Source organism: Leptolyngbya sp. CCY15150, assembly GCF_016888135.1.
GTDB lineage: Bacteria > Cyanobacteriota > Cyanobacteriia > RECH01 > RECH01 > RECH01.
In genome coordinates this window covers 64,206-84,801 of sequence record NZ_JACSWB010000292.1, presented here as the reverse complement: position 1 = coordinate 84,801, position 20,596 = coordinate 64,206, and the positions used below count along the sequence as shown (strand labels likewise).

The window sequence follows — 20,596 nt, the reverse complement described above, 5'->3', positions numbered from 1 at the left end:
AGGGGACAACTGCTGAACACAAGATCACATTGTAGCAGACAAACACCTGCTAAGATGCAACATATTAGAAAAATCTGATAATTTTTTCAATGCCCTCAGGTCGCACCCACGATCGCATCACCATCCTTTGCTTACCGCTGGTTGCAGCCGGTGCATTGGTGAGCACGGGCAGCAGTTACCTCACCCTCTGGGTGCTGAGCGGTTTTCTGCTGGGTGGCTTGATGCTTGGCCCCGACCTCGATATTCATTCTGTGCAATATAAACGCTGGGGCTGGCTGCGGTGGATTTGGTTGCCCTACCGCAGCCGCCTCAAGCATCGATCGCTCTGGTCGCACGGCCCTGTGGTGGGTACGGTGGTGCGAGTGCTCTACTTGCTGCTCTGGCTCTTGGTGCTAGGGGTGGCTGCGATCGCCCTGGCCAATCAACTAGGAGAATTTGGCTGGACATGGGCTGACCTGGGTTTGCTCACCCAGCGATCGCTACAGCAATGGCTGATCGAACTCTTAGCCTTGGGCGTCGGGTTGGAGGTAGGAGCCATGAGCCACTATGGAGCCGATTGGCTGACGTCTACCTATAAGAAGATCACCCGCCCACCCCGCAAAACCAGCCGTTCGTCCAAAACTACGTCGCGCCGCCGGAGCAAGGCTAAAAAGCGTTAGCGAATTGGGCCGTTGTAGTCAATCGTGATCTCGCCTGCTGGCGTCACCGTGACAACGCTTTCCACCGTGTAGGTGACAACACCCATGGTAGTAGCGGTGCGAGGGTCAAAGCCTTGGAAGGTAAACGTCCAACTGCCATCAGCATTCACCACATGGGGAGCACTGGCTCCGTCTTGATGCATAGCGATCTCGGCCCGATATTGCCCCAGTCCACCGTTTTCCCGTTCGGCAGCTTGGCGTGCTAGATTTTTGGCCCGGTTGAGATCGAGAGAGATGCGGTAGTCTTCAACAGTGTCGCTACCCGTGAGGGGGGATGAGCCAGCCGTGGCAGAGGTGCTGCGCAGGGGGCCGTTGTAGTCAATGCTGACTTGTCCAGTTGGGCTAACCGTGACTTCGCTTTCAACGCTGTAGGTTAATGCCCGGCCAGGAGCCAGCGTTCTTGGATCATAGCCCTGGAAGAGAAATGTCCAGCTTCCATCAGCATTGACGGTATGGGGGGTATCGGCGCTGAAGCCATGCATGGCGGCCTCTGCCCGATATTGTCCAAGACCACCATTCTCGCGCTCAATGGCTTGACGGGCTAGGTTGCGGGCCCGCGTTAGGTCGAGGAGAAGGAAATCATCGGTCTCGTTGGCTAAGACGGGGGGAGCGATCGCCGCCCCCAATCCAAGCAAGACACATCCCAGCACTGATGCTGTCATCGACCGAGAGAATCGAGAAGTGTTGATCATAAAAGTGTTGCGTTGTTCATGAAGAGTATCAGAGGAGATCTATGACGTTGTGATCGGGTAACGTGTTTCCCAGGCACGTGTGAGGATCATACGACAAGGTTGGGTGCAGGCGATCGCCTAATGGTCGCTCGTCTCTTAGAATGGGTGGTGTAGGCAGCAGAGTTGAGGCTAGGTCGTTTCTACTCAGGTTGCAGGTTGACGACAGCTAGTCTCAGGGGAATGATGACAGAACCACCGAAGAATGTACTCAATATTGATGCGGTGACGGTCGTGGTGATTTTAGCGATCGCTCTCTTGCTGCCGCTCCTGCTCTCCGGATTCCTGTTCCAGTGAGGGACTCGGACGGTGGGCGAGGGCTGCCTGGGCATTGCGGCGTACCATGGCGGGTTTGAGCCGACGGAGGGCTGAGGCTCGAAAGCGGCGATCGCAGTCTTCGTCGGTGCTGGCCGCTAAGTCGGCTAAGGTTGGCGCAATATTCCAAGGATAGGGCTGAAAGTCTAGTATGTCAGTTTCCTGGGCAAAGCGCTGATTCCAAGGACAAACATCTTGGCAGATATCGCAACCGGCTACCCAGCCCTGCATCTGGCTGGCGATCGCCTCGGGAAGCTGGTCGGCGCGATTTTCGATGGTGTGATAGGCGATGCAGCGATTGGCATCTACCACAAAGGGTTGGGCGATCGCTCCGGTAGGGCAAGCGTCCATGCAACGGGTGCAGGTGCCGCAGTGGGGGATATGGGGGCGATCGGGGGTGAGATCGAGGTTGGTCAGCACTTCGCCTAGGAACACCCAGGAGCCGTAGTCGCGGGTAATCAGATTACCGTTTTTGGCCACCCAGCCAATGCCAGCCTGTTCTGCCCAAAACTTATCTGAGATCGGCCCCGTATCGACGTAGTAGCGAGTTTCGATACCTTCACCCTGCTGTTCAATCCAGGTGGCCAGCGCCTTCAGCCGTGATTGTAGAACTCGATGGTAGTCGCGCCCCCAGCCATAGCGGGAGATTTTGCCGTGGCTAGGATCATCGCTATGGGCGTGGGGGGTGTAGTAATTCAACGCCACACAGATCAGCGATCGCACCCCAGGCATCACCTGGTCAATATCCTGCCGCTTGGGATTAGCCATCCAAGCCATCTCGGCCTGATAGCCTTGCTTGAGCCAAGCCTGCAGGCGCTGGGCAGCCCCGTCGCGATCGGCGGCTTCAACGCTAGCAATGCCGACCCGATGGAAGCCAAGGGCCTGAGCCTGGTGTTTAATGCGATCGCTTAAGCTTATCTGATTTGCATGGGGTTCTGAATCTGTCATGGGCTACATCGTGCGAATCTCGCCTTCTTCTGGATCCACTAGTCGCTCTAGCTTTTGCTTGATCTGAGCATCGAAGACTTGCCATTTGAGCTGGGTATATTCAGAGTTTTCATTGTATCCGGTTAAGAATCCCATGGGAATCTCGAAGCCGCCAGCCATGGCGCGTCCACCGCCAAAGAAGCGTCCCTGGTTATCTTGCCCAAAGGCCTCTTTGATGAACTCATCGGGATCCAGGGTTATCTTATTGGTGCGCAGCGATCCAATCACCACTTCTAGATCTTCGTCTTCATCATAGACAATGCCGTAGACCACCGCAGTATGTACGTTCTCTTCGGTGACTAAAAAGTCTGCCGCTTGGGGAATAGCATCCCGATAGTCGTAGCGCAGATAGCCAATTCCAGAAATAGAGAAGTTATTTTCTAAGACCCGATTGCGCAAGGCTCGTTCAATCACATCCATAACTTGCTTCGATCGGGACGCTTGTAATACGGCATTTAACAGTTGGGAATCATGAAACCGACTGAGAAAGCCTGCCGCCAAGAAATCTTCTTCCTGAGCGTGCATCAGTCCATTGGTATCCGATCGCAGCCCATGAATCAGAGCAGTCGCACATTTCACATGCTCTCGATTACCTGTGTCGAATTTAATCAGCCCGGATTGGATATATTGAGTAAAAATAGTGGCGGTGGCGCGGGTATGGGAGCGAATGTCGGCAAACTCTGGCTTGAGGTCATCCTGGACGTTATGGTGATCCACGATAATCAAGGCAGGAATATTGGCAGACTGCACCAGCGATAGGAGTTGGGTGGTGCCGCCCTGGCTGTCGATCAGCACATAGCCTTGATAGGTGGAGAGATCTCGCTCTCGGGCTTTTTGCGGCGTCCAGCGCTGCACCGGCAGCCCTGTCAGTTTCACAAGGGCAATATTTTCCTGATGGCTGAGGGTGCCTGCGTAAACTAAGTCACAGCGGATTTCATACTGTTTGGCAATCAGTTGAAAGGCCCAAGCGCAGGATAGGGCATCGGGATCAGGAAAATCCTGGAGCAGCACCAAAACGCGATCGCCCCGATGACGGTCGAGCACCTGTTTTAGCTCCTGAATCTTGCGATCGCTTTCGTCACAGGAGGAGGCCGATGGCTTCTCTGCCGGATGAGAGGGAGACGGGTCGGGGTGAGAATGGCTCAAGGCATGGTCAGAATCAGTCACAGATCGAGTTGGCTCCGTTACAACAGGGGTGAGGTTAAACAAGGAGTAGGAATGGTTAGAAAGACGCTAGGGTGACCCAAATTCATCTCATTGCCACTCTTTTAGCTTAAACGATCGCCCGTCTTGCTGTCGTCATCCTTGGGGAGGGCAAAAACCTGCTCTGTGGCGCGTTTTCCTGAATGAGCAGCCGACATCAACGCGGTCATCACGGGAGAGGGGGTTGAACCGAGACGTTTTTGAGAAGCCGTAGGATCCCGCAACCCTTGGCAGGCAGTTCATGCCTCCCGTTCGAGGCTCATCCCCTGATTCAGTAACACCGTCGATCCAGTGCGCCTCCTTCCCAAGGGGCGGAGCGATGGGAGCATGAACCTATGGTCAGACCTTAAACATGTATAAAAAGAAGCATCTATCGACTAGCATTAGGCTTAGAGTTCTGGTGGGTTTCTAGGATCCCCAAAGGATACTTGAGCCTTGTCCCAAGATCGCTGCATTTGCTGATTGCTGATTACTTAGCTAAGTTTATCTAATTACTTGAGTTCTATGCCTGATCTCATTCCTGCTCTCATCAAACTCTACATCCCTCTTATGGGTTGGATTTCTTTAGGATGGGTGTTAGGTCGTCTTTTGCCAAAGGGGGCATCGGCCAAACTAGGTCAATTTATCTTTTGGATTGGACTGCCCATTAGCATTGTGGCATTTTTGTATCGGGCTGACCTATCGGGCTGGATTCTCATCGCCCCGGTAACCGCCTGGGTGGCGATCGCGGTGGGTGCTGCCTTCGCCTGGGTTTGGATTGACCTAGGGGTGGGAGACGAACGCCTCCGGGCCATGTCTAAAGGGTTGGATGACCATGCTCCCAACACGGGTTTGATACTTCGCAATAGCGACTGGTCTCGCGCCACCCAAGGTAGCTTTTTGTTGGCCATGATGGTGGGCAACACTGGATATATGGGATTCCCGGTGGTTCTTGGTCTGGTTGGCCCCGACTACTTTGCTTGGGCTTTATTCTACGATCTCCTCGGCACATTTGTTGGGGTTTATGGTGTGGGGGTGGTTCTCGCTGCTAAATACGGCACAGTTGGGGAAGGGAGTTCTGTAAAGCTTTCTGAAAAAATTTTGAAGAATCCTGCAATTTGGAGTCTGGGGTTCGGATTGCTACTACGATTAGTGAATCTACCAGAATTCGCGGAGACCAGTCTCCGAACCTGTGCCTGGGGCATTGTCAATTTAGCCCTAGTCCTCATCGGTATGCAGCTCAGTCAGCTTACGTCCCTTCGTAAGCTGAAGCAGGCTTTGCCATGCCTTGGCATCAAAATGGTTCTTGTGCCCTTGGTGGTAGGAACCGGCCTGATGTTTTTTGGGGTAGCAGAACAAACCCAGTTAGCCCTTGTGCTGCAAATGGGGATGCCGCCAGCGTTTGCAACGGTTGTGTTTGCAGAGGCCTATGGTCTTGATCGAGAACTAGCCGTGACGACGCTTGTGTTTGGCTGTTTAGCCTTGCTTGTTCTTCTGCCGCTTTGGGTTCTCTTATTCGGAGTTATGACGTGAAAATCCTCAATGTTGTAGGAGCACGCCCCAATTTTGTCAAGATTGCGCCCATTCTGCGTCAAATGAATCTCTATTCCACGATGCAGTGGCAATTGGTGCACACTGGGCAACACTATGATGACCGCATGTCTCAGGTCTTCTTTGATGACCTCCAACTGCCTGCTCCAGACGTGTTTTTAGGGATTGGATCGGGGTCCCATGCCGAGCAAACGGGGCGGACGATGATCGCTCTAGAAGAGGTGATGCAGGACTATCAGCCTGACTTAGTGCTGGTGGTAGGCGACGTGAACTCTACCTTGGCGGGGGCACTGGCTGCGTCCAAGCTGCATATCCCCATCGCCCATGTGGAGGCAGGGTTGCGCAGTTGGGATCGAACCATGCCGGAGGAGATTAACCGCATCTGCACCGATGCCATTAGCGATTTGTTCTTCACCACCTCGGCGATCGCCACGGATAACCTGTTGCGGGAGGGTATTGCCCCAGAAGCCATTCATTTCGTGGGCAATGTGATGATTGATAGCCTCAAGGCCAATCTCGAACGGGCTCGTCACCAATCCACACTGCTAGAGACCTACCCAGTTCAGCCTCAGCAGTACGGATTGGTGACTCTCCATCGTCCTGGCAATGTAGATGACCCGGTGATGCTTGAACGCTTGCTAGAGGCGATCGCCACGGTGAGCGAACGGGTGCCCCTCCTGTTTCCCATGCATCCTCGTACCCAGCAGCGGCTGGAAACGTTTGGCCTACAGGCTCGGCTCGATAGCCTAGATCAGGTCTGGGTGACGCCACCGCTGGGTTACCTAGACTTCATCTGCGCTCTATCGTCGGCTCAGTTTACGCTCATGGATTCCAGCGGCGTGCAGGAAGAAACAACGGTGCTAGGCATTCCCTGTCTCACCATGCGGGACAATACCGATCGCCCCGAAACCGTCATCGAAGGCACCAATACCTTGGTGGGGCAAGATCCCGATCGCATCATTCAGGAAGTGTTTCAAATTCTAGAGGGGCAGGGAAAAACGGGGCGTGTTCCTGACCTATGGGATGGAAATACAGCGGAGCGGATTGTGGATATCTTGGCGGTTTGGGGTGCAGCACTCCCAGCGACAACACCTTGTTCAACAGTCGTTTGATTAGCTATCTGGATCAGTATGAATAGTAAGAAACTATGGTGACCTTCAAGCAAATCTTAAGAGTTTTCATCCTAGCCAGCTTAACGCTAGGGCTGATTACCTGTGCTCAGGGTACCCCCGTTATCCAGTCTGATTCTGAAGCCATGCCCGAAGAATTAGAGACGGTGGTGGATGATAAGCTCACCATCTGGTGGACCCAGGGGTTTCTGCCAGAAGAGAATGAGGTCATTGTGCAACTGGTGTCGGATTGGGAGCAAGCGTCTGGGTTTGAAGCCGACTTAGTTCTCCTGCCCGATCGCGACATCTTGAGTGATACCCAGCGAGCCATTGAAGAAGAGCGATCGCCGGATGTTGTGTTTAGCTTTCCAGCCGATACCAATCTCTTCCCTCGCCTTGCCTGGAACGATCAATTGGCAGATGTTTCCCACTTGGTGGAACCGATTCAAGACACCATTACACCCACGGCCTTGGAGTCGGTATACTACCAAAATAATATCACCCAAGCGCGCAGCTACTATGCGCTTCCGTTTGGGCAGAATACGGTGCATCTGCACTATTGGCAGCCGCTTTTGACAGAGGCAGGGCTGTATAACGATGAGATTCCCAACACATGGAATGAGTTTTGGCAGTTTTGGCAGACTGCCCATACCCAGTTGCGGGATCAGGGCAAGGATACGGTTTATGGTATTGGTCTTTGTCTTTCGGATCTAGGGACAGACACATTCTGGCAATTTGAGCAATTTCTAGACGCCTACAACCTAGAGGTGGTAGATGAACAAGGAAACCTTCGGATTGAGGAACCAGGTATTCGCCAAGGGCTGATCAATACGATTAAGCAATTCGCTGCCTTCTACCAAGATGGCTATATTCCACCTGCTGCTGTGGAATGGACGGATTCAGGTAACAATATCAGTTTCCTTGAGCAACAGTCGCTGATGACGGTCAACAGTACCCTATCGGTGCCCTTTAGTCAGCGGCAGCCAGATACGCCCTACAATCGACAGTCCACGGACTACTATTTCAACCAGATTCGCACCATTCCTTGGCCCAACAAGCCAGATGGCAGTCCCCATCGCTCCATTCTCAGCATCAAACAACTGGCCATTTTGAAAGACACCGACCAGCTTGAAGCCGCAGAAAGCTTTGCCGCCTACTTTATTCAGCCTGCAAATATAGATAAATATCTACAGTTGGCCACCAAAGGTCGGATTTTCCCAGTCATTCGCTCTCTCTGGCAAGATCCCTTTTGGAATGCGGTGAATGATCCCCATCTATCCTTGGCCCTGCAGCAACATCAGCAGGATACTCGCCCTTCCTATCAGGTCTATGCACCGGCCTACAGTAAAGTTCTGCAGGATAATGTGTGGGCTAAAGCCATTTTGCAAGTCCTGAACGATGGCGTCTCGCCAGAACAAGCTACCGATCAGGCGATCGCTCGTGTGAAACAGATTTTTGGAGAGTGGTCATGAACTTCTGGAGACGCAGTCTGCTGGCTCAGTTGGTGAGCTATTTCTCGTTGTTGTCGGTGGTGATGTTGGGCACGGTGGCGATCGCTGCCTACCAACGGGCGAAAAATGCCCTAGAAGAATCCGTGACCGATCGCTTAATGGTGGCGACCTTCCTGAAGGAGTTTCAACTGAATGAATGGGTGGATAGCCAGCGGGAAGATGTGCTGCTGATCAGCCAACTGCCGGAGGTGCGGCAACAGGTGGCGGCGCTGCTGATCTATGATCCTGACGAGCCTGAGTATCAAGAAGCCTATGGGATCTTGACGGATTACTTTAACCAACTGAGCCGCGTGAAGTCGAGCCTGGGTAATGTGTCTATCACTACCAACGGCGGCTTTGTAGTGTTTTCGTCCCGCGATAAAAATCTGGAGGGTCGTTATAAAGCTCTGGGAGAGCCCACCACCTACTTTACCCAGGATGGAGCCCAGTCTGTGGTGCCTAACTTCTACCTTACCTCTGCAGGGCGAGCAGCTATCACCTTTGCCACCCCGCTGCTAGACCAAGAGAACGTACAAATGGGAGCGATCGCTGTTGATCTAGACCTGACCGATATTGACAACCTCATTCGCGAGAATACAGGGCTTGGGGAAGAGGCAGAGACGTACTTGATTGGCCGCTCTGGCTCCGAGACGGTGTTTATCTCGCGGACAACGACCGAGGCTGAGACCGAGGCTGAGGCTGAGAGTGAGGGCGAGACGGAGGATCAAGATGCCGATGCTTCTCCTAGCCAGGGCGTCAGCAGTCCAGGCATTGATCTAGCGATCGCTAAACGCAGTGCCCAAGGGAGCTTTGTCAACTATGAAGGGACTCCAGTTGTGGGGGTCTATCGCTGGCTGCCTAAGCAAAACGTGGCCCTTGTGGCTGAAATTAGCCAAAATGAAGCCTTCCTCCCTGCTCGCCAACTAGCCCGCCAAATTTTGTTGATCGGACTGAGTTCTGCTGGATTGCTCCTCGTCGCTGTGTATCTCCTCTCTCGACGCATTACCCAGCCGATCATGGCGATCGCCAATACTGCCATTCAATTGGCAGATGGAGATTTGTCCCTGAAAGCTCCAGTGTTAACAGACGATGAGATTGGGCTCCTGGCCCGCGCTTTTAATCAAATGACGGGGCAATTGCGAGACTCGAACCAGCAGATGGCCGAGTATAGCTATACCCTAGAACAGCGGGTTGCAGATGCCACGCACGATCTACAGGATACCTTAATTTACTTATCCTCAATTATTGACAATATGGCCGACGGGTTGCTGGTCACCGATATTCATGGACGTGTGACCCGCTATAATCCAGCATTGCTAAAAATGTTTAGCCTGTCTGCGGAAGAAGATATTGAGCATAAGTCCTGTGAGACCCTCCTAGGCGATGATGTAGCAGACCTAGTTCGAAACACCATGCGATCGCCCCAAGATGTATGGACGACAGAGCTTGACCTGGGAGGAGGACGGGTGGGCAAGGCATCTGCAACGGCGATTCTTAGACCCGCTAGCAGTGAGTCTGATCATGGTGAATCTGAGAACGGCAAATCTGAGAATGGCAAATCTGAAATAACAGATACTCCTGGCGTTGCTACGGACTATATTGGTGCCGTAATCCTAGTGCAGGATATTACCTCCGAGAAAGAAATCGATCGCATGAAGACCGATTTCATCTCCACCGTGTCCCATGAGCTGCGGACGCCCCTCACCTCGGTGCTAGGATTTGCCAAGATTATTAAAAAGAAACTCCAGGATGTTTTGCTGCCGTTAGTGCCCGAGGGCGATCGCAAGGTCGAACGCACAGCCCGCCAGGTGGGGGACAACATCGACATCATTGTGTCTGAAGGGGAGCGCCTCACGGCCTTGATCAATGACTTACTTGACATCGCCAAAATGGAAGCGGGTCGAGTAGATTGGAATATGCAGCCGCTGCGGATTGATGAACTGATGGATCGGGCGATCGCTGCCACCACCTCTCTGTTTGAGCAAAAGTCCTTAGACCTGCAGCGCGACATCGGGCCGCAGCTACCCCTGGTGCAGGCGGATGGCGATCGCATCATTCAGGTGATCATCAACCTCTTGTCCAATGCGGTCAAATTTACCCCCGCCGGTGTGGTGCACTGTCAGGCTAGGCAGGAGGGCGATCGCTTGGTGGTGGGCATTACCGACAGCGGCATCGGCATTGCGCCCGAGGATCAGCCTAAGGTGTTTGAAAAATTTAGGCAGGTGGGCGATACCCTCACCGACAAGCCCCAGGGCACGGGGCTCGGGTTGCCTATTTGTAAACAAATTGTTGAACACCACAACGGGGAGCTGTGGGTGGAAAGTGAACTAGGCCATGGTAGTACGTTCTACTTCACCCTGCCGGTTTTAGAGGAGGCTGTCTCTGATTCCGAGGAGAGCGATCGCCCCTTAATGAACCGGGATGACCTCCTCAAGCAGCTCAGAGCCTATCTACCTCAGCCTTCTAGCCTGCTGCCTGCTGCCAAAAGCGTCTTGGTGGTGGATGATGATGCCAACATTCGTAACCTGCTGCGCCAGGAATTGGAATCGCAAGGCTATGAGGTGCAAGAAGCCGAAAATGGTGAAGAAGCGATCGCAAAAGTGCGTAGTTTTTGCCCTAGTTTGATCATCTTAGATATAGTGATGCCAGGGGTGGATGGTTTTCAGGTTGCCGAAACCCTCAAACGCGATCCTCAAACCTCTCGCATCCCCATCATCATCTTGTCTGTTTTAGAAGACCGCGAACGTGGCTATCGCCTAGGTGTCGATCGCTACTTTACAAAACCGCTAGAGGTTAGCAATCTCATTCATGAGGTCGATCGTCTCGTCTCCTATGGTGCATCCCAGAAAACCGTCTTGGTGGTGGATGATGATGTATCCACCACGAGTGCGCTGGTGAGCGCTTTGCGCACCGGTGGATATAACGTTCAGGTTTACAACCGCCAAGAGTTTCTCAATCAGGTGGCCTTGGCCCAGCCTGATATGCTGATCGCCAGCATCACCGATGCCGAGCAGCACGATATCCTCAAGCGCTTTCAGTGGGAAAAAGGAGCTGAAAACCTATGCTTTTTCTTGCTAGCTGATCAACCATCGGAGGGTGTATCCCATCCTTCATCCTAGCTCTAGGAATCTTGATGTCATGACCCAAAAAATTCTCATTGTGGACGACGAGCCCCATATTCGGGCTTTGATGGAACAAACCCTAGAAGACCTGGAGGATGAGGGGGTAGAACTGTTGACGGCAGGCGATGGCCAGCAGGCCCTAGACCTCATTCGCCGTGAATGCCCTCAGCTCGTCTTTTTAGACGTGATGATGCCGAAGATGAATGGTTATGAGGTTTGTGCTGCTGTTAAGCAAGATAGCAATCTTCGTAACATCTACATCATCATGCTGACGGCCAAGGGGCAGGAAATTGATAAGCAGAAGGGTGAGAATATGGGGGCAGATATCTATATGACGAAACCCTTTGATCCAGATGAAATTTTACAAAAATCCCAGCAAATTTTAGGTTTGTAAGCCCATGGCAGAAATTCGGCTCCGATCTATCCTACGCAAGGAGCTTTTGCCCTTAGCCCAGCGCATTCTGCAGATCAGCCATCTCCCCCTAGCGGTTTATGATGTCCAGGGCAATCTGTTGGTGGGTGAAACCTTTGAGACAGAGGCTGACCGTTATGCGATCGCTGTTGGTGAGGAAACGTTGGGTTGGGTGCAGGGTGGTGCAGAAGCTGCGCCCCTAGCGTCCCTGCTCTCCGACCTGGCCCTGCGCGCTGTGGAAAAGAAAACCCTGGCCAATGAGGTGTTGGATCGATATCGAGAAATTAATCTGCTCTACAACATTGCGGCAAAGTTAACCCATTGTCGAGAAGTGTCCACCGTTGCCACCGTTGCCCTAGAGGAAGCGCAGCGGTTGATTTATGGCACCAGTGCTGTGTTGATGCTGCTGAATCCTGAAACCCAGGTCTTGGATCTGCAGCTCATGGTGGGGGATCCGGCCGTAACGGAACCCAAAACCTCCCTAGGCGAAGGGATTGCTGGCTATGTGGCCAAGACGGGCATCTCCGAAATTGTCAACGATGTGGCCGCTGATGTTCGCTATGGGGAGGTTGTCCCCGGTATTCGATCGCTCCTCTGTGCGCCCATGAAGGCCCTGGATCGGGTCATTGGGGTGATTAGCATCCATCACTCGGAGTTGTTTACCTATACCGCAGCGGATTTGAAACTGCTGACAGCGATCGCCCTCCAGTCTGCCCCGGCGATTGAAAATGCGCTGTTCTACCAACGGCAAATGGAGGCCGCTCGGCAGCGGGAGGCGAAGCTGCAGGAGCAATTGCAGGAGTTGCGTATTGAGGTGGATGAGGCGAAGCGGGCTAGCCAGGTGGCGGAAATCACCGAGTCGGATTTCTTTGTGCGGCTGCGGCAAAAGGCCAAGGATCTCCGGCAGCGGCGGTAGACTTCAAGGCTGTGGCAGAACCCCAATATCTGTAGTTCCCTTGCCAAGGGGGCGGCGAAGCGGGGAATTGAATGCAGGATATTCCAGTCATGACCCTTCAACCGGACTCAACATCACAAGGGGATGCTTGAACTGAAGGAGATGTTGGGATAATGGAGAGACTCGGCTTCAACGTCATGCAGGGGGCCGTCACATGTGTCAGGAGGTAGGGAGATGACGATTGCCGTTGCAAAGATGACCTTTGAGGACTTCCTGTCCTATGACGATGGAACGGATAACTGGTATGAATTAGAAAATGGGGACTTGATTGCGATGCCTGCCGAGAGTGAACTGAACCGCCGCATCGCAATGTTTTTGGTGGCGACGTTCCTGAAGCTGGGGATTTCATTTGATCGCCTGTCGATGAAGACAGAGGTTGCGGTGAGTAGCACTCGCCTATCTGTGCGTGTCCCCGATCTGGTGATCTTCTCAGATGAGGGAGTCGCTGCATTAGCAGGAGCCAGTCGATCGCTTGTCTTGCTTGATATGCCGCCGCCGCTGTTGGTGGTTGAGGTGGTCAGCCCAGGGCAGGAGAATCGGGATTATCGCTATAAGCGATCGGAGTATGCTGCACGGGGCATTGCTGAATATTGGATTGTAGACCCGATGCAACAGCGGGTGACGGTGCTGGAGTGGGTGGAGGGACTTTATGAAGAGGCGGTATATTCCGGGGACGACCCCATGGCCTCGCCGCTGCTGGGCAATCTGAACCTAACCGCTACCCAGGTGTTGCAGGTGGGTTGACTAGGGTTGTGACAGTAACTGGATGATCTCGGGGTCGTCTTTCCAGCCTTGGGCGATCGCTCCTCCTGCGGGCAACTCCGCTTCAACTCGTGAGGTTGAAGGCGATGCTTATGCGGACACATTTCCATACGCCTAGATGTGTCAAAAGGGCTTCAATCTCAGGGGCACTCATATCCTTGGGATAGGTCTTGTGATGAAAAATGATGGAGCGACGAATCCAACCGACCTAGGTCTACTCGGTTCGATAGGAGTAGTGCTTCAGCCGCATCACATCGCGAACTTGATCCAAGAGTTTTCTGGGTTGAGAATCGATCATAAGTCAGGAATCTTCAACTAGAACCCGTGTACTAAATACTGCACGCGTTGATCCTGGGCTGACCGTGAAGATTGTTTGAAGATAGCCGCATAACACCCTGAAATGGGCGTATTATATTGACGTCAGTCTGCATAATTACCCTATTTAGAGCTTTATCAAGCATCTAATCAGCATAATTCCCCTATTAGGTGTATAGGCTGATGGAAGTCTGCTTAACACCCAGATAAAAGACTATGTAGACAATTTTCAGCCTAGTCCCCTCTGCAGGGAGTAACATTCAATTGTGGTCTTACTAATCATCCTTGGGAGAGGTGTTATGCAGATCAGAGGAGGGATGTTCACCATAAACAATAGTTAGCCCTCGACTCCTCATATCTATAATGGTTGCAACTGAGAGGCTATAATAAATACTATATCTACTTGATCTACATAGGTTGAGTTGCTGCACTGGCTTATGATAAGGAGGGCTTATTAGCTGCGATGACGTCGGAAGCGGGCATTGCCATGAGGGTAACGCAACGCAGATAATTAACCTGGCGGGTCATACCTATGCATTGTTAGCACACGTGTACGCCAAAAAGCACATGGTTTTGTCTTTCTTGATGTGGAAACTCATAGTAGTAACTTTTTGATAAGACATGAATTTCCCTGAATCTCAACGTGTAACGTATTCCCGGAACCCTCTTTTAGAGGTGATTTGTCAACTTCGCTTTCCAAAAATTCTACGGATTGACACTGAGGTTCCGGTTGCTTTTCAGGAAGCAATTCGTGCTGAATACCCAACTTTGAATACTTCTCATGCTATTGAACTACCATTTTTGTCAAATCCTCAGACTAACTCACCTCCTATAGTAATGGGTCAAGGATTGACTTACGAGTTTTTTGACAAGGAAGGAAAGTGGAAACTTGTCTTATCTAGTGACTTTATTGCTCTTTCAACGGTAGATTATGAGAAGTGGGAAGACTTTAGATCTCGTTTATCTTCTGCTATTAGCTTATTAGTTAAGTATTATTCTCCTTCACACTTCACTAGAGTTGGATTACGTTATCAAGACCTCATTATCCGCTCGGAACTTGGATTAGAACAGCATCCTTGGCGAAGATTGCTTCAACCTCCTGTATTAGGAGTTTTCGTAGCTGATAATTTGCCAGAGCATGATTTCACTGAAGCATTATCAGTGTTCGCTTGTCGTCTTGATTATGCAGATGCAGTTCTACGGGTTCGGTATGGTCTTGCCAGGGAAGATGAATCCGACGAATTGGGATATTTAATAGATGCTGATTTCTATACTGAGAATAACACGGAGATAAACGATGTCACTCACTCTCTCGACCAATTTAACCGAGAAGCAGGAAACTTTTTCCGCTGGTGTATCACAGAAGAATTACAACAAGCTCTCCAGCCTAAACCCCTTACATGAAACCAAAGAAAAATCTAAAAGGATACTTTTTTCTCTTGCTTCGACAACTCTTACAGATGACACCTCCTCGATACTTGAAGAGTATTTTCAAGCTTCAATTAATCATATTTCAGCTGATAGAAGAATTCTCCAAAATGAAGCTGTTCGGAGAATATTTCTGCACAAAGGTGTAGCAAGCTTTCAGTATTTACAAGAAGCAGGGACATCTACGTTTTCCTCAGTCCAATTTGCAACTCTAAAAAGTATTCCTCATAAAGTTAGAGAGTGCTTTGGCAGAATTTCTCATTTTCAGGAGGGTGATAATAATTTATACGAGACCTCGAGTTTGATAGCTGAGTGGTTAATGGATGCTCCTCATGAATATCAAACATTTTTTGCTGGTTATATTCAAACTATCCCTTCAAAGAGCGTCCGAATTCTAATCGCGGCTCTCAGTGATGCAGAATTTTCAACTGATAACGGCAGTTTGATTGCCTCTGTTAGTTCATTCCTTAAATCCACTGACAAACGTTTAGCTCAAACGGCAGCAGCTTTTCTACTTACATGCGGTGGTAGTTTAGGTAGAGATTTTCTATTTCAAGTACTTGCTACTCAAAAATTGCCTCATTCACAACTTGTTAGAGGCATAAGCGAACTTCTGAGTTAATGATGCCATCATTTCCTAACTTCTTGCAGCGAATTTATATATCTTTAGGGAGGGCTACAAGTTCAAAACCCAGTAAGCTTCACCCTGAGAATTTAGTGCGCCTTTGTAGGAATCGTGTTGAATTTATTACTATAATTAATGAAGCAATTCATTATCCTAATCAAAGTTGGAATCAAGAACTTGTTGATAGAGTTATCCAATTTGTTTTGGAGGGAGCAGATTCAGGTGTATCAGTTTATAGCTCAGCTACTCTTGACCCTCTAGATCGTGGACATGCTTTTGCCGTTGTAGCAGAAGGTATGTCGCAAAGTAACTTTCGTTCTAATAGAGGCTCTAAACGGAAGTCTAGTTGTACACGTGGTTCCCTAATCATTCCAATATCTTGTCTTCCTAAAACTACTTATTACGACTTTACTCCTAAAAATAATCTGGAATTCTATCCAGCTAATCAACATCACTTTGATCTGACTATAAATGATATCGAAGAACTGGCAGTAGCTCTTTTGGATGGGATCAAGCAAGGAATGATCGCGTGGTCGATCCTTGGCAATGATGGAAAATTTACAGGAAGCTACAGACTGCAGGCGGCAATTGCTTACTCACATTGCCTTCAAGCTTTTGGAAAGCTAAATCCTTCTGTGCCTCCATCTAATTGGATAGATGGTAAGACAGTAACTGCCTCAGAGCAAATTGATACTCTTAAGTACTTGGCACAAACAGTCACAGTTGATAGTCCGGTAGTGCTACAAAAGTAATGCTGTCTATCACTAGAACCCTTAAGAATCAGGGGTCTCATTCCGCTACCATTACCAATTTTGAGCACTACCAGAAAGCTGTTAATAGAAGTTTCAAGCGGCACTCACTGATGCCACTAAACGATGCTCGCGATCAGCGGCGAATTCCAAGCAGGCTCTAATATCGGTTTCTGTCAGTTCTGGAAAGTCGTCAATGATCTCAGCGTTAGACATGCCAGCCGCTAACCAGCCCAAGACATCATAGACCGTAATGCGCATCCGGCGGATACACGGCTTGCCACCACGTTTATCAGGCTCAATCGTAATGATGTCACGATAGCTCATTATAAGAACAGGTATTTGTATACGTCTAAGTTTAGAGCAGGCTAACACCTCGCTGCAACGGACGGGTGTTAGCTGATCAGTCGATTGCTAGAGATGGAGTGGCAAAGCATGGGAGAGGGTTTGGGGAGAGGGCGATCGCTACCAGGTGATCCAAAAATTGGCATAAGCATCCCAGGGATGTCCGTCATGTCGGTGTGGCAACCCCATAGGCGATCGCCTCCACCATCAGATAGTCGCTTGTGCCCCCCGGAACATTCGGAACTGGTTTTCTATCTACACAACACAGTAGGCTACGTCAGGCATAGGCTAGTGCAAGCGATCGCCGAGAGGTTATCTGTAGGCATGAAAGGTTGTCTGCGGCGGGTGATGGGCAACGTTGGACAGCAAAAGCCGTCTGGTCACAGTAAGCATCTTTTAATGGAAGCTGTAACGTAAATACCAGTTTGGTCATTCAGGATAGGATCGCTCATACTAGATGTTAAATCCCGTTGAACCCGGAAGCAGTCTATGTTGCTACAAGAACTAAAAGCGCAAATCTTCAAGTTGCCGCCCAGCGATCGCCTCGCACTGATCTCTGCTATCGTTGAGTCCTTACAAGATACGAGTGTTGCTCAACCAGATCGTTCTAGTGCAATTTGGCGGATGAGGGGATTGTTAAAAACAGACCAGCCTGCACCAACAGATGAAGAAGTGGCAGTGATGCTGGAAGAGAGACGGGCGGAGAAGTATCTTCAGTGAGAGTTTTAGTTGACCAATATTGTTCTAGATTTTTTGCTGCAACGAGAGCCATTTTCGCAGGATGCAGAACTGCTGTTTCAGGCAATTGATGGAGGCGAGATTGTTGGCTATGTTACAGCAACAACACTAACGGATATTTTCTATATCTCACGCAGATATACCCGTAATATTGAGCGAGCGCGGCAAGCAGTCTCAGAAATACTGACTGCCATGATGATTTGTCCAGTTGATCGAGTTGTTCTGGAATTGGCTTTTAACTCTGGCTTAGCTGATTTTGAAGACGCTGTTCAAATTTTTAGCGCCGTTAAACAAGGATCAGAAGTAATTGTGACTCGTGATGCTCAAGGTTTTTTGAGTTCACCTATACCCGTTTTATCCATTCAAGAGTTGTTGCAGCAAGTCAGATAGAAAAATGGTGCTTAGGTTAGTTGGGAGGTATAGATTGCGATCGCATTGTCAGCTTGTTGTTACAAACGCTGCCCAACAAATCCCTTGCAGCGGACAGTTGAGAAATATTGGTGAAGATACAAAGGTTACCAGCCGCAGAGCCGAGCGTCAGCTGTCCCTGCGTTGAGTCCTTGCCCTAGTTCTCCCATCGATTGATAGAGTGGCAAAGCATGGGAGAGGGGTTGGCGTAAGGGCGATCGCTCCCGAATAATCCGAGAATAGGTATGAGCATCCCAGGACTATCGGTCATGTGGGTGTAGCAACCCCATAGGCGATCGCTCCCTGCCAATCGACCACCCGGTTAGCCAACTGCCGCTGCACTTGGGTTTTCACGATCGCAATCTGGTCGGGAGAAAGATGGCGCTGTAGATGATCTTGGTAGCTAGGGCGATCGCGCCCTGGGCTAAACCAGCGCTGGATTAGGGCAGGGGTAATCCGCAGGGGCGTTTGGGTGACGGTCACGGTTAGATTCGCGCTGTAGCCGGTGGTTTCCAGAAGCGATCGCAGGGTATCTACCGTCCAAGCCAGGCGTGGATCCTCAGATTGGTACATGGCCTCTTCCGCCATAGAAACCTGTTGGTACAGATCGTCTGGGAGGCGATCGAGCAGCGCATAGAGTCGTTGAGTTTGCTGGGGAATCGATTCGGCGAACACCAGTTGTCCATCCGCCTGTAGCCAAGCCCGCAGGGAGGTAAGAAGTTGGGCTGGATCGATCGTGGTCATGATCGCATTGCGACCCAGAAGGCGATCGCCCCGCAGATCCGGTCTATGCTCTGCCAGCCAATTACCCAGATCGGTGGCGGCGACGGGGAGAATCATCGGTTGTCGTAGGTCGGGTAAGGCGTTGGCCTGTTCCTGGAGTGCGTTTTGATCGGTGGACTGGGCAACGCAGACATAGACGCCGCCCTCCGGCACTTGGCGCACCGCCTCCCAGGTCAGCAAGCCACTGCCGCCGTTCAGGTCAATCACCACATGATGGCGCTGCAGGTGTGCCAGCTCAAACAGGCGATCGCGCACCTGGGCCAGATGATGACCCTGTTGGCTGAGCGATCGCTGCACCCAGCGATCGGTGGAGACATCGGCAGGGCTGAAGGTCAACACCTCGGGAGTATCGCTGCTGTCTACCAAGGCGGCCAACTGGGCCTCGCGCTGCCGGGCCACCTGCTGCTGAATCTGGTGTTCGTAGCCCTGGTCAGAGGGTTGGTAAAACACCTGGCCCTGGAGGCTGCTGGGCAGATACTGCTGGGCAACCCAGTGGTCGCGATAGGCGTGGGGATAGAGATAGCCGGCTCCATGACCAAAGCTATGCTTGTCGCGGCTGTCGTCCCGCAGGGGATTGGGCACCTCCGCTTCTCGCTCCTGCTCCACGGCCGCTAGGGCATCGAAGAAACCCATGATGCTGTTGGACTTGGCCGCCGTGGCTAGGTAGAGGGTAGCTTGGGCTAGGGGATAGCGTCCCTCGGGCATCCCTACCCGGTCAAAGGCTTGGGCACAGGCATTGACGATGGCGATCGCTTGGGGGTCGGCTAAACCCACGTCTTCACTGGCAAGAATCACCAATCGACGGAAAATAAAGCGCGGATCTTCGCCGGCGTAGACCATGCGGGCCAGCCAATAGAGCGCCGCATCGGGGTCAGACCCACGCACGCTTTTGATGAAGGCGCTGATGATATCAAAATGGGCGTCCCCCTCTTTGTCGTAGAGCACCGCCCGCTGCTGAATCGAATCCTCGGCGACCGCTAGGGTGATGTGCAGGATGCCCTGGTCATTGGGGCTCGTGGTTTCTACTCCTAGCTCCAAGGCATTCAGCAAGGCGCGGGCATCGCCGTTGGCTACGTGAATCAAATGCTCTAGGGCATCGGGATCGAGCTGGACGGAGCGATCGCCATAGCCCCGTTCAGGGTCGGCCAAGGCTTGGTGAACCACTTGGCGCAGATCATCGTCGGTTAGGGGCTTGAGCTGAAACACCCGCGATCGGCTTACCAACGCTTGATTGACTTCAAAATAGGGATTTTCCGTGGTTGCCCCGATGAGAATCACCGTACCGTTTTCCACCCAGGGCAGCAGCGCGTCTTGCTGGGCCTTGTTGAACCGATGCACCTCATCCACAAACAGGATGGTGCGCTGGCCATACATGCCGCGCTGATCTTGGGCAGAGGCGATCGCTTCCCGAATATCCTTCACCCCGGCTAGGACGGCATTTAGGGGAATAAACTGGGCGCGGGTGGTGTTGGCGACAATTTGGGCTAGGGTGGTTTTGCCGGTGCCGGGCGGGCCAAAGAAAATCAGGGAGGACAACTGATCGGCTTCAATGGCCCGGCGCAGTAAGCGGCCCGGCCCGATGATCGCATCCTGTCCCACAAAATCATCAAGGGTGCGGGGGCGCATCCGGGCGGCCAAGGGTGCTTCAGTGGCCAGCAGGCGCTGACGATGCTGCTCAAATAAGGTCATAGGGGACGGGGGGGAGCGATCGCCCGATGTTGGCAGGACGTTGAGAGGGCGTTGAGGCTGGGAACGAATCTCCCTAACGATCGACGTGATCCATGGGATCCATCTTGGATCGAGCAGGGCTTAGCGTTAACGTCCTGAACAAGGGAGATATGGGGGGATAGAGGTAGGCAAGACGACCTATCTCAGCGTCTCTTATCCCCAGGGT

Annotated in this window: 18 protein-coding genes; 13 read left to right on the top strand and 5 right to left on the bottom strand. The window is 51.6% G+C overall.

Annotation, left to right across the window (positions count from 1 at the left end):
* The first annotated feature begins 89 nt into the window (after positions 1–89).
* On the top strand, positions 90–659 hold the full coding sequence (locus JUJ53_RS23395) for a metal-binding protein (protein ID WP_204154463.1): 570 nt from the start codon (positions 90–92) through the stop codon (positions 657–659).
* On the opposite strand, the gene JUJ53_RS24885 is transcribed toward JUJ53_RS23395, so the two are convergent.
* The 3 genes from JUJ53_RS24885 to JUJ53_RS23380 all read right to left on the bottom strand — a co-directional run bounded on the left by JUJ53_RS24885 (position 656) and on the right by JUJ53_RS23380 (position 3,895).
* A complete protein-coding gene (locus JUJ53_RS24885) occupies positions 656–1,360 on the bottom strand; it encodes a hypothetical protein (protein WP_239125317.1) in 705 nt (234 codons plus the stop codon). The genes JUJ53_RS23395 and JUJ53_RS24885 overlap by 4 nt on opposite strands.
* 309 nt (positions 1,361–1,669) lie before the next feature.
* Entirely contained in the window at positions 1,670–2,689 is a 1,020-nt protein-coding gene (gene queG / locus JUJ53_RS23385; protein ID WP_204154462.1) for a tRNA epoxyqueuosine(34) reductase QueG, read from the bottom strand.
* Positions 2,690–2,692: 3 nt separating this feature from the next.
* Positions 2,693–3,895: a bifunctional oligoribonuclease/PAP phosphatase NrnA gene (locus JUJ53_RS23380; protein WP_343328021.1), complete on the bottom strand. Its 1,203-nt coding sequence runs from the start codon at positions 3,893–3,895 to the stop codon at positions 2,693–2,695.
* A gap of 540 nt (positions 3,896–4,435) precedes the next feature.
* Between JUJ53_RS23380 and JUJ53_RS23375 the strand changes: the two genes are divergently transcribed.
* The 10 genes from JUJ53_RS23375 (at position 4,436) to JUJ53_RS23330 (ending at position 16,431) form a co-directional block, all read left to right on the top strand.
* Positions 4,436–5,443: an AEC family transporter gene (locus JUJ53_RS23375; RefSeq protein WP_204154461.1), complete on the top strand. Its 1,008-nt coding sequence runs from the start codon at positions 4,436–4,438 to the stop codon at positions 5,441–5,443.
* Positions 5,440–6,573: a UDP-N-acetylglucosamine 2-epimerase (non-hydrolyzing) gene (gene wecB / locus JUJ53_RS23370; RefSeq protein WP_204154460.1), complete on the top strand. Its 1,134-nt coding sequence runs from the start codon at positions 5,440–5,442 to the stop codon at positions 6,571–6,573. Before JUJ53_RS23375 ends, wecB begins: the two co-directional genes overlap by 4 nt.
* Before the next feature lie 35 nt (positions 6,574–6,608).
* Positions 6,609–8,042 (top strand): ABC transporter substrate-binding protein, encoded by a 1,434-nt coding sequence (locus tag JUJ53_RS23365; RefSeq protein WP_204154459.1) that lies wholly within the window; start codon positions 6,609–6,611, stop codon positions 8,040–8,042.
* Positions 8,039–11,179, top strand: a complete 3,141-nt coding sequence (locus tag JUJ53_RS23360) for an ATP-binding protein (protein WP_204154458.1) — start codon at positions 8,039–8,041, stop codon at positions 11,177–11,179. Before JUJ53_RS23365 ends, JUJ53_RS23360 begins: the two co-directional genes overlap by 4 nt.
* A 19-nt stretch (positions 11,180–11,198) precedes the next feature.
* The gene (locus tag JUJ53_RS23355; protein WP_204154457.1) at positions 11,199–11,576 is read left to right on the top strand and encodes a response regulator; all 378 of its coding nucleotides are present in this window, start codon (positions 11,199–11,201) and stop codon (positions 11,574–11,576) included.
* 4 nt (positions 11,577–11,580) lie between these two features.
* Entirely contained in the window at positions 11,581–12,510 is a 930-nt protein-coding gene (locus tag JUJ53_RS23350) for a GAF domain-containing protein (protein WP_204154456.1), read from the top strand.
* 213 nt (positions 12,511–12,723) lie between these two features.
* A complete protein-coding gene (locus tag JUJ53_RS23345) occupies positions 12,724–13,293 on the top strand; it encodes a Uma2 family endonuclease (RefSeq protein ID WP_204154455.1) in 570 nt (189 codons plus the stop codon).
* A 1,008-nt stretch (positions 13,294–14,301) separates the two neighbouring features.
* Positions 14,302–15,030: a TIGR04255 family protein gene (locus JUJ53_RS23340; protein ID WP_204154454.1), complete on the top strand. Its 729-nt coding sequence runs from the start codon at positions 14,302–14,304 to the stop codon at positions 15,028–15,030.
* Positions 14,924–15,676, top strand: a complete 753-nt coding sequence (locus tag JUJ53_RS23335) for a hypothetical protein (protein ID WP_204154453.1) — start codon at positions 14,924–14,926, stop codon at positions 15,674–15,676. Before JUJ53_RS23340 ends, JUJ53_RS23335 begins: the two co-directional genes overlap by 107 nt.
* A gap of 2 nt (positions 15,677–15,678) precedes the next feature.
* The gene (locus JUJ53_RS23330; RefSeq protein WP_204154452.1) at positions 15,679–16,431 is read left to right on the top strand and encodes a hypothetical protein; all 753 of its coding nucleotides are present in this window, start codon (positions 15,679–15,681) and stop codon (positions 16,429–16,431) included.
* A gap of 93 nt (positions 16,432–16,524) precedes the next feature.
* Here the strand turns inward: JUJ53_RS23330 and JUJ53_RS23325 are convergent, their stop codons facing one another.
* Complete coding sequence (locus JUJ53_RS23325; RefSeq protein ID WP_204154451.1) at positions 16,525–16,755, bottom strand: DUF433 domain-containing protein; 231 nt, start codon at positions 16,753–16,755, stop codon at positions 16,525–16,527.
* A 507-nt stretch (positions 16,756–17,262) separates the two neighbouring features.
* Between JUJ53_RS23325 and JUJ53_RS23320 the strand changes: the two genes are divergently transcribed.
* On the top strand, positions 17,263–17,493 hold the full coding sequence (locus JUJ53_RS23320) for a hypothetical protein (RefSeq protein WP_204154450.1): 231 nt from the start codon (positions 17,263–17,265) through the stop codon (positions 17,491–17,493).
* A gap of 9 nt (positions 17,494–17,502) precedes the next feature.
* Positions 17,503–17,901, top strand: coding sequence for a PIN domain-containing protein (locus tag JUJ53_RS23315; RefSeq protein ID WP_204154449.1), 399 nt, complete (start codon positions 17,503–17,505; stop codon positions 17,899–17,901).
* A gap of 285 nt (positions 17,902–18,186) precedes the next feature.
* Here JUJ53_RS23315 and JUJ53_RS23310 read toward each other — a convergent pair whose 3' ends face one another.
* Entirely contained in the window at positions 18,187–20,391 is a 2,205-nt protein-coding gene (locus tag JUJ53_RS23310; protein ID WP_204154448.1) for an AAA family ATPase, read from the bottom strand.
* Positions 20,392–20,596 lie beyond the last annotated feature (205 nt).

Excerpts from the sequence above, each read along its gene's own strand:
- JUJ53_RS23395 (WP_204154463.1), top strand. The coding sequence starts at position 90 with ATGCCCTCAGGTCGCACCCACGATCGCATCACCATCCTTTGCTTACCG.
- JUJ53_RS24885 (WP_239125317.1), bottom strand. The coding sequence starts at position 1,360 with ATGACAGCATCAGTGCTGGGATGTGTCTTGCTTGGATTGGGGGCGGCG.
- queG (WP_204154462.1), bottom strand. The coding sequence starts at position 2,689 with ATGACAGATTCAGAACCCCATGCAAATCAGATAAGCTTAAGCGATCGC.
- JUJ53_RS23375 (WP_204154461.1), top strand. The coding sequence starts at position 4,436 with ATGCCTGATCTCATTCCTGCTCTCATCAAACTCTACATCCCTCTTATG.
- JUJ53_RS23365 (WP_204154459.1), top strand. The coding sequence starts at position 6,609 with ATGGTGACCTTCAAGCAAATCTTAAGAGTTTTCATCCTAGCCAGCTTA.
- JUJ53_RS23360 (WP_204154458.1), top strand. The coding sequence starts at position 8,039 with ATGAACTTCTGGAGACGCAGTCTGCTGGCTCAGTTGGTGAGCTATTTC.
- JUJ53_RS23355 (WP_204154457.1), top strand. The coding sequence starts at position 11,199 with ATGACCCAAAAAATTCTCATTGTGGACGACGAGCCCCATATTCGGGCT.
- JUJ53_RS23350 (WP_204154456.1), top strand. The coding sequence starts at position 11,581 with ATGGCAGAAATTCGGCTCCGATCTATCCTACGCAAGGAGCTTTTGCCC.
- JUJ53_RS23345 (WP_204154455.1), top strand. The coding sequence starts at position 12,724 with ATGACGATTGCCGTTGCAAAGATGACCTTTGAGGACTTCCTGTCCTAT.
- JUJ53_RS23335 (WP_204154453.1), top strand. The coding sequence starts at position 14,924 with ATGTCACTCACTCTCTCGACCAATTTAACCGAGAAGCAGGAAACTTTT.
- JUJ53_RS23330 (WP_204154452.1), top strand. The coding sequence starts at position 15,679 with ATGCCATCATTTCCTAACTTCTTGCAGCGAATTTATATATCTTTAGGG.
- JUJ53_RS23325 (WP_204154451.1), bottom strand. The coding sequence starts at position 16,755 with ATGAGCTATCGTGACATCATTACGATTGAGCCTGATAAACGTGGTGGC.
- JUJ53_RS23320 (WP_204154450.1), top strand. The coding sequence starts at position 17,263 with ATGTTGCTACAAGAACTAAAAGCGCAAATCTTCAAGTTGCCGCCCAGC.
- JUJ53_RS23310 (WP_204154448.1), bottom strand. The coding sequence starts at position 20,391 with ATGACCTTATTTGAGCAGCATCGTCAGCGCCTGCTGGCCACTGAAGCA.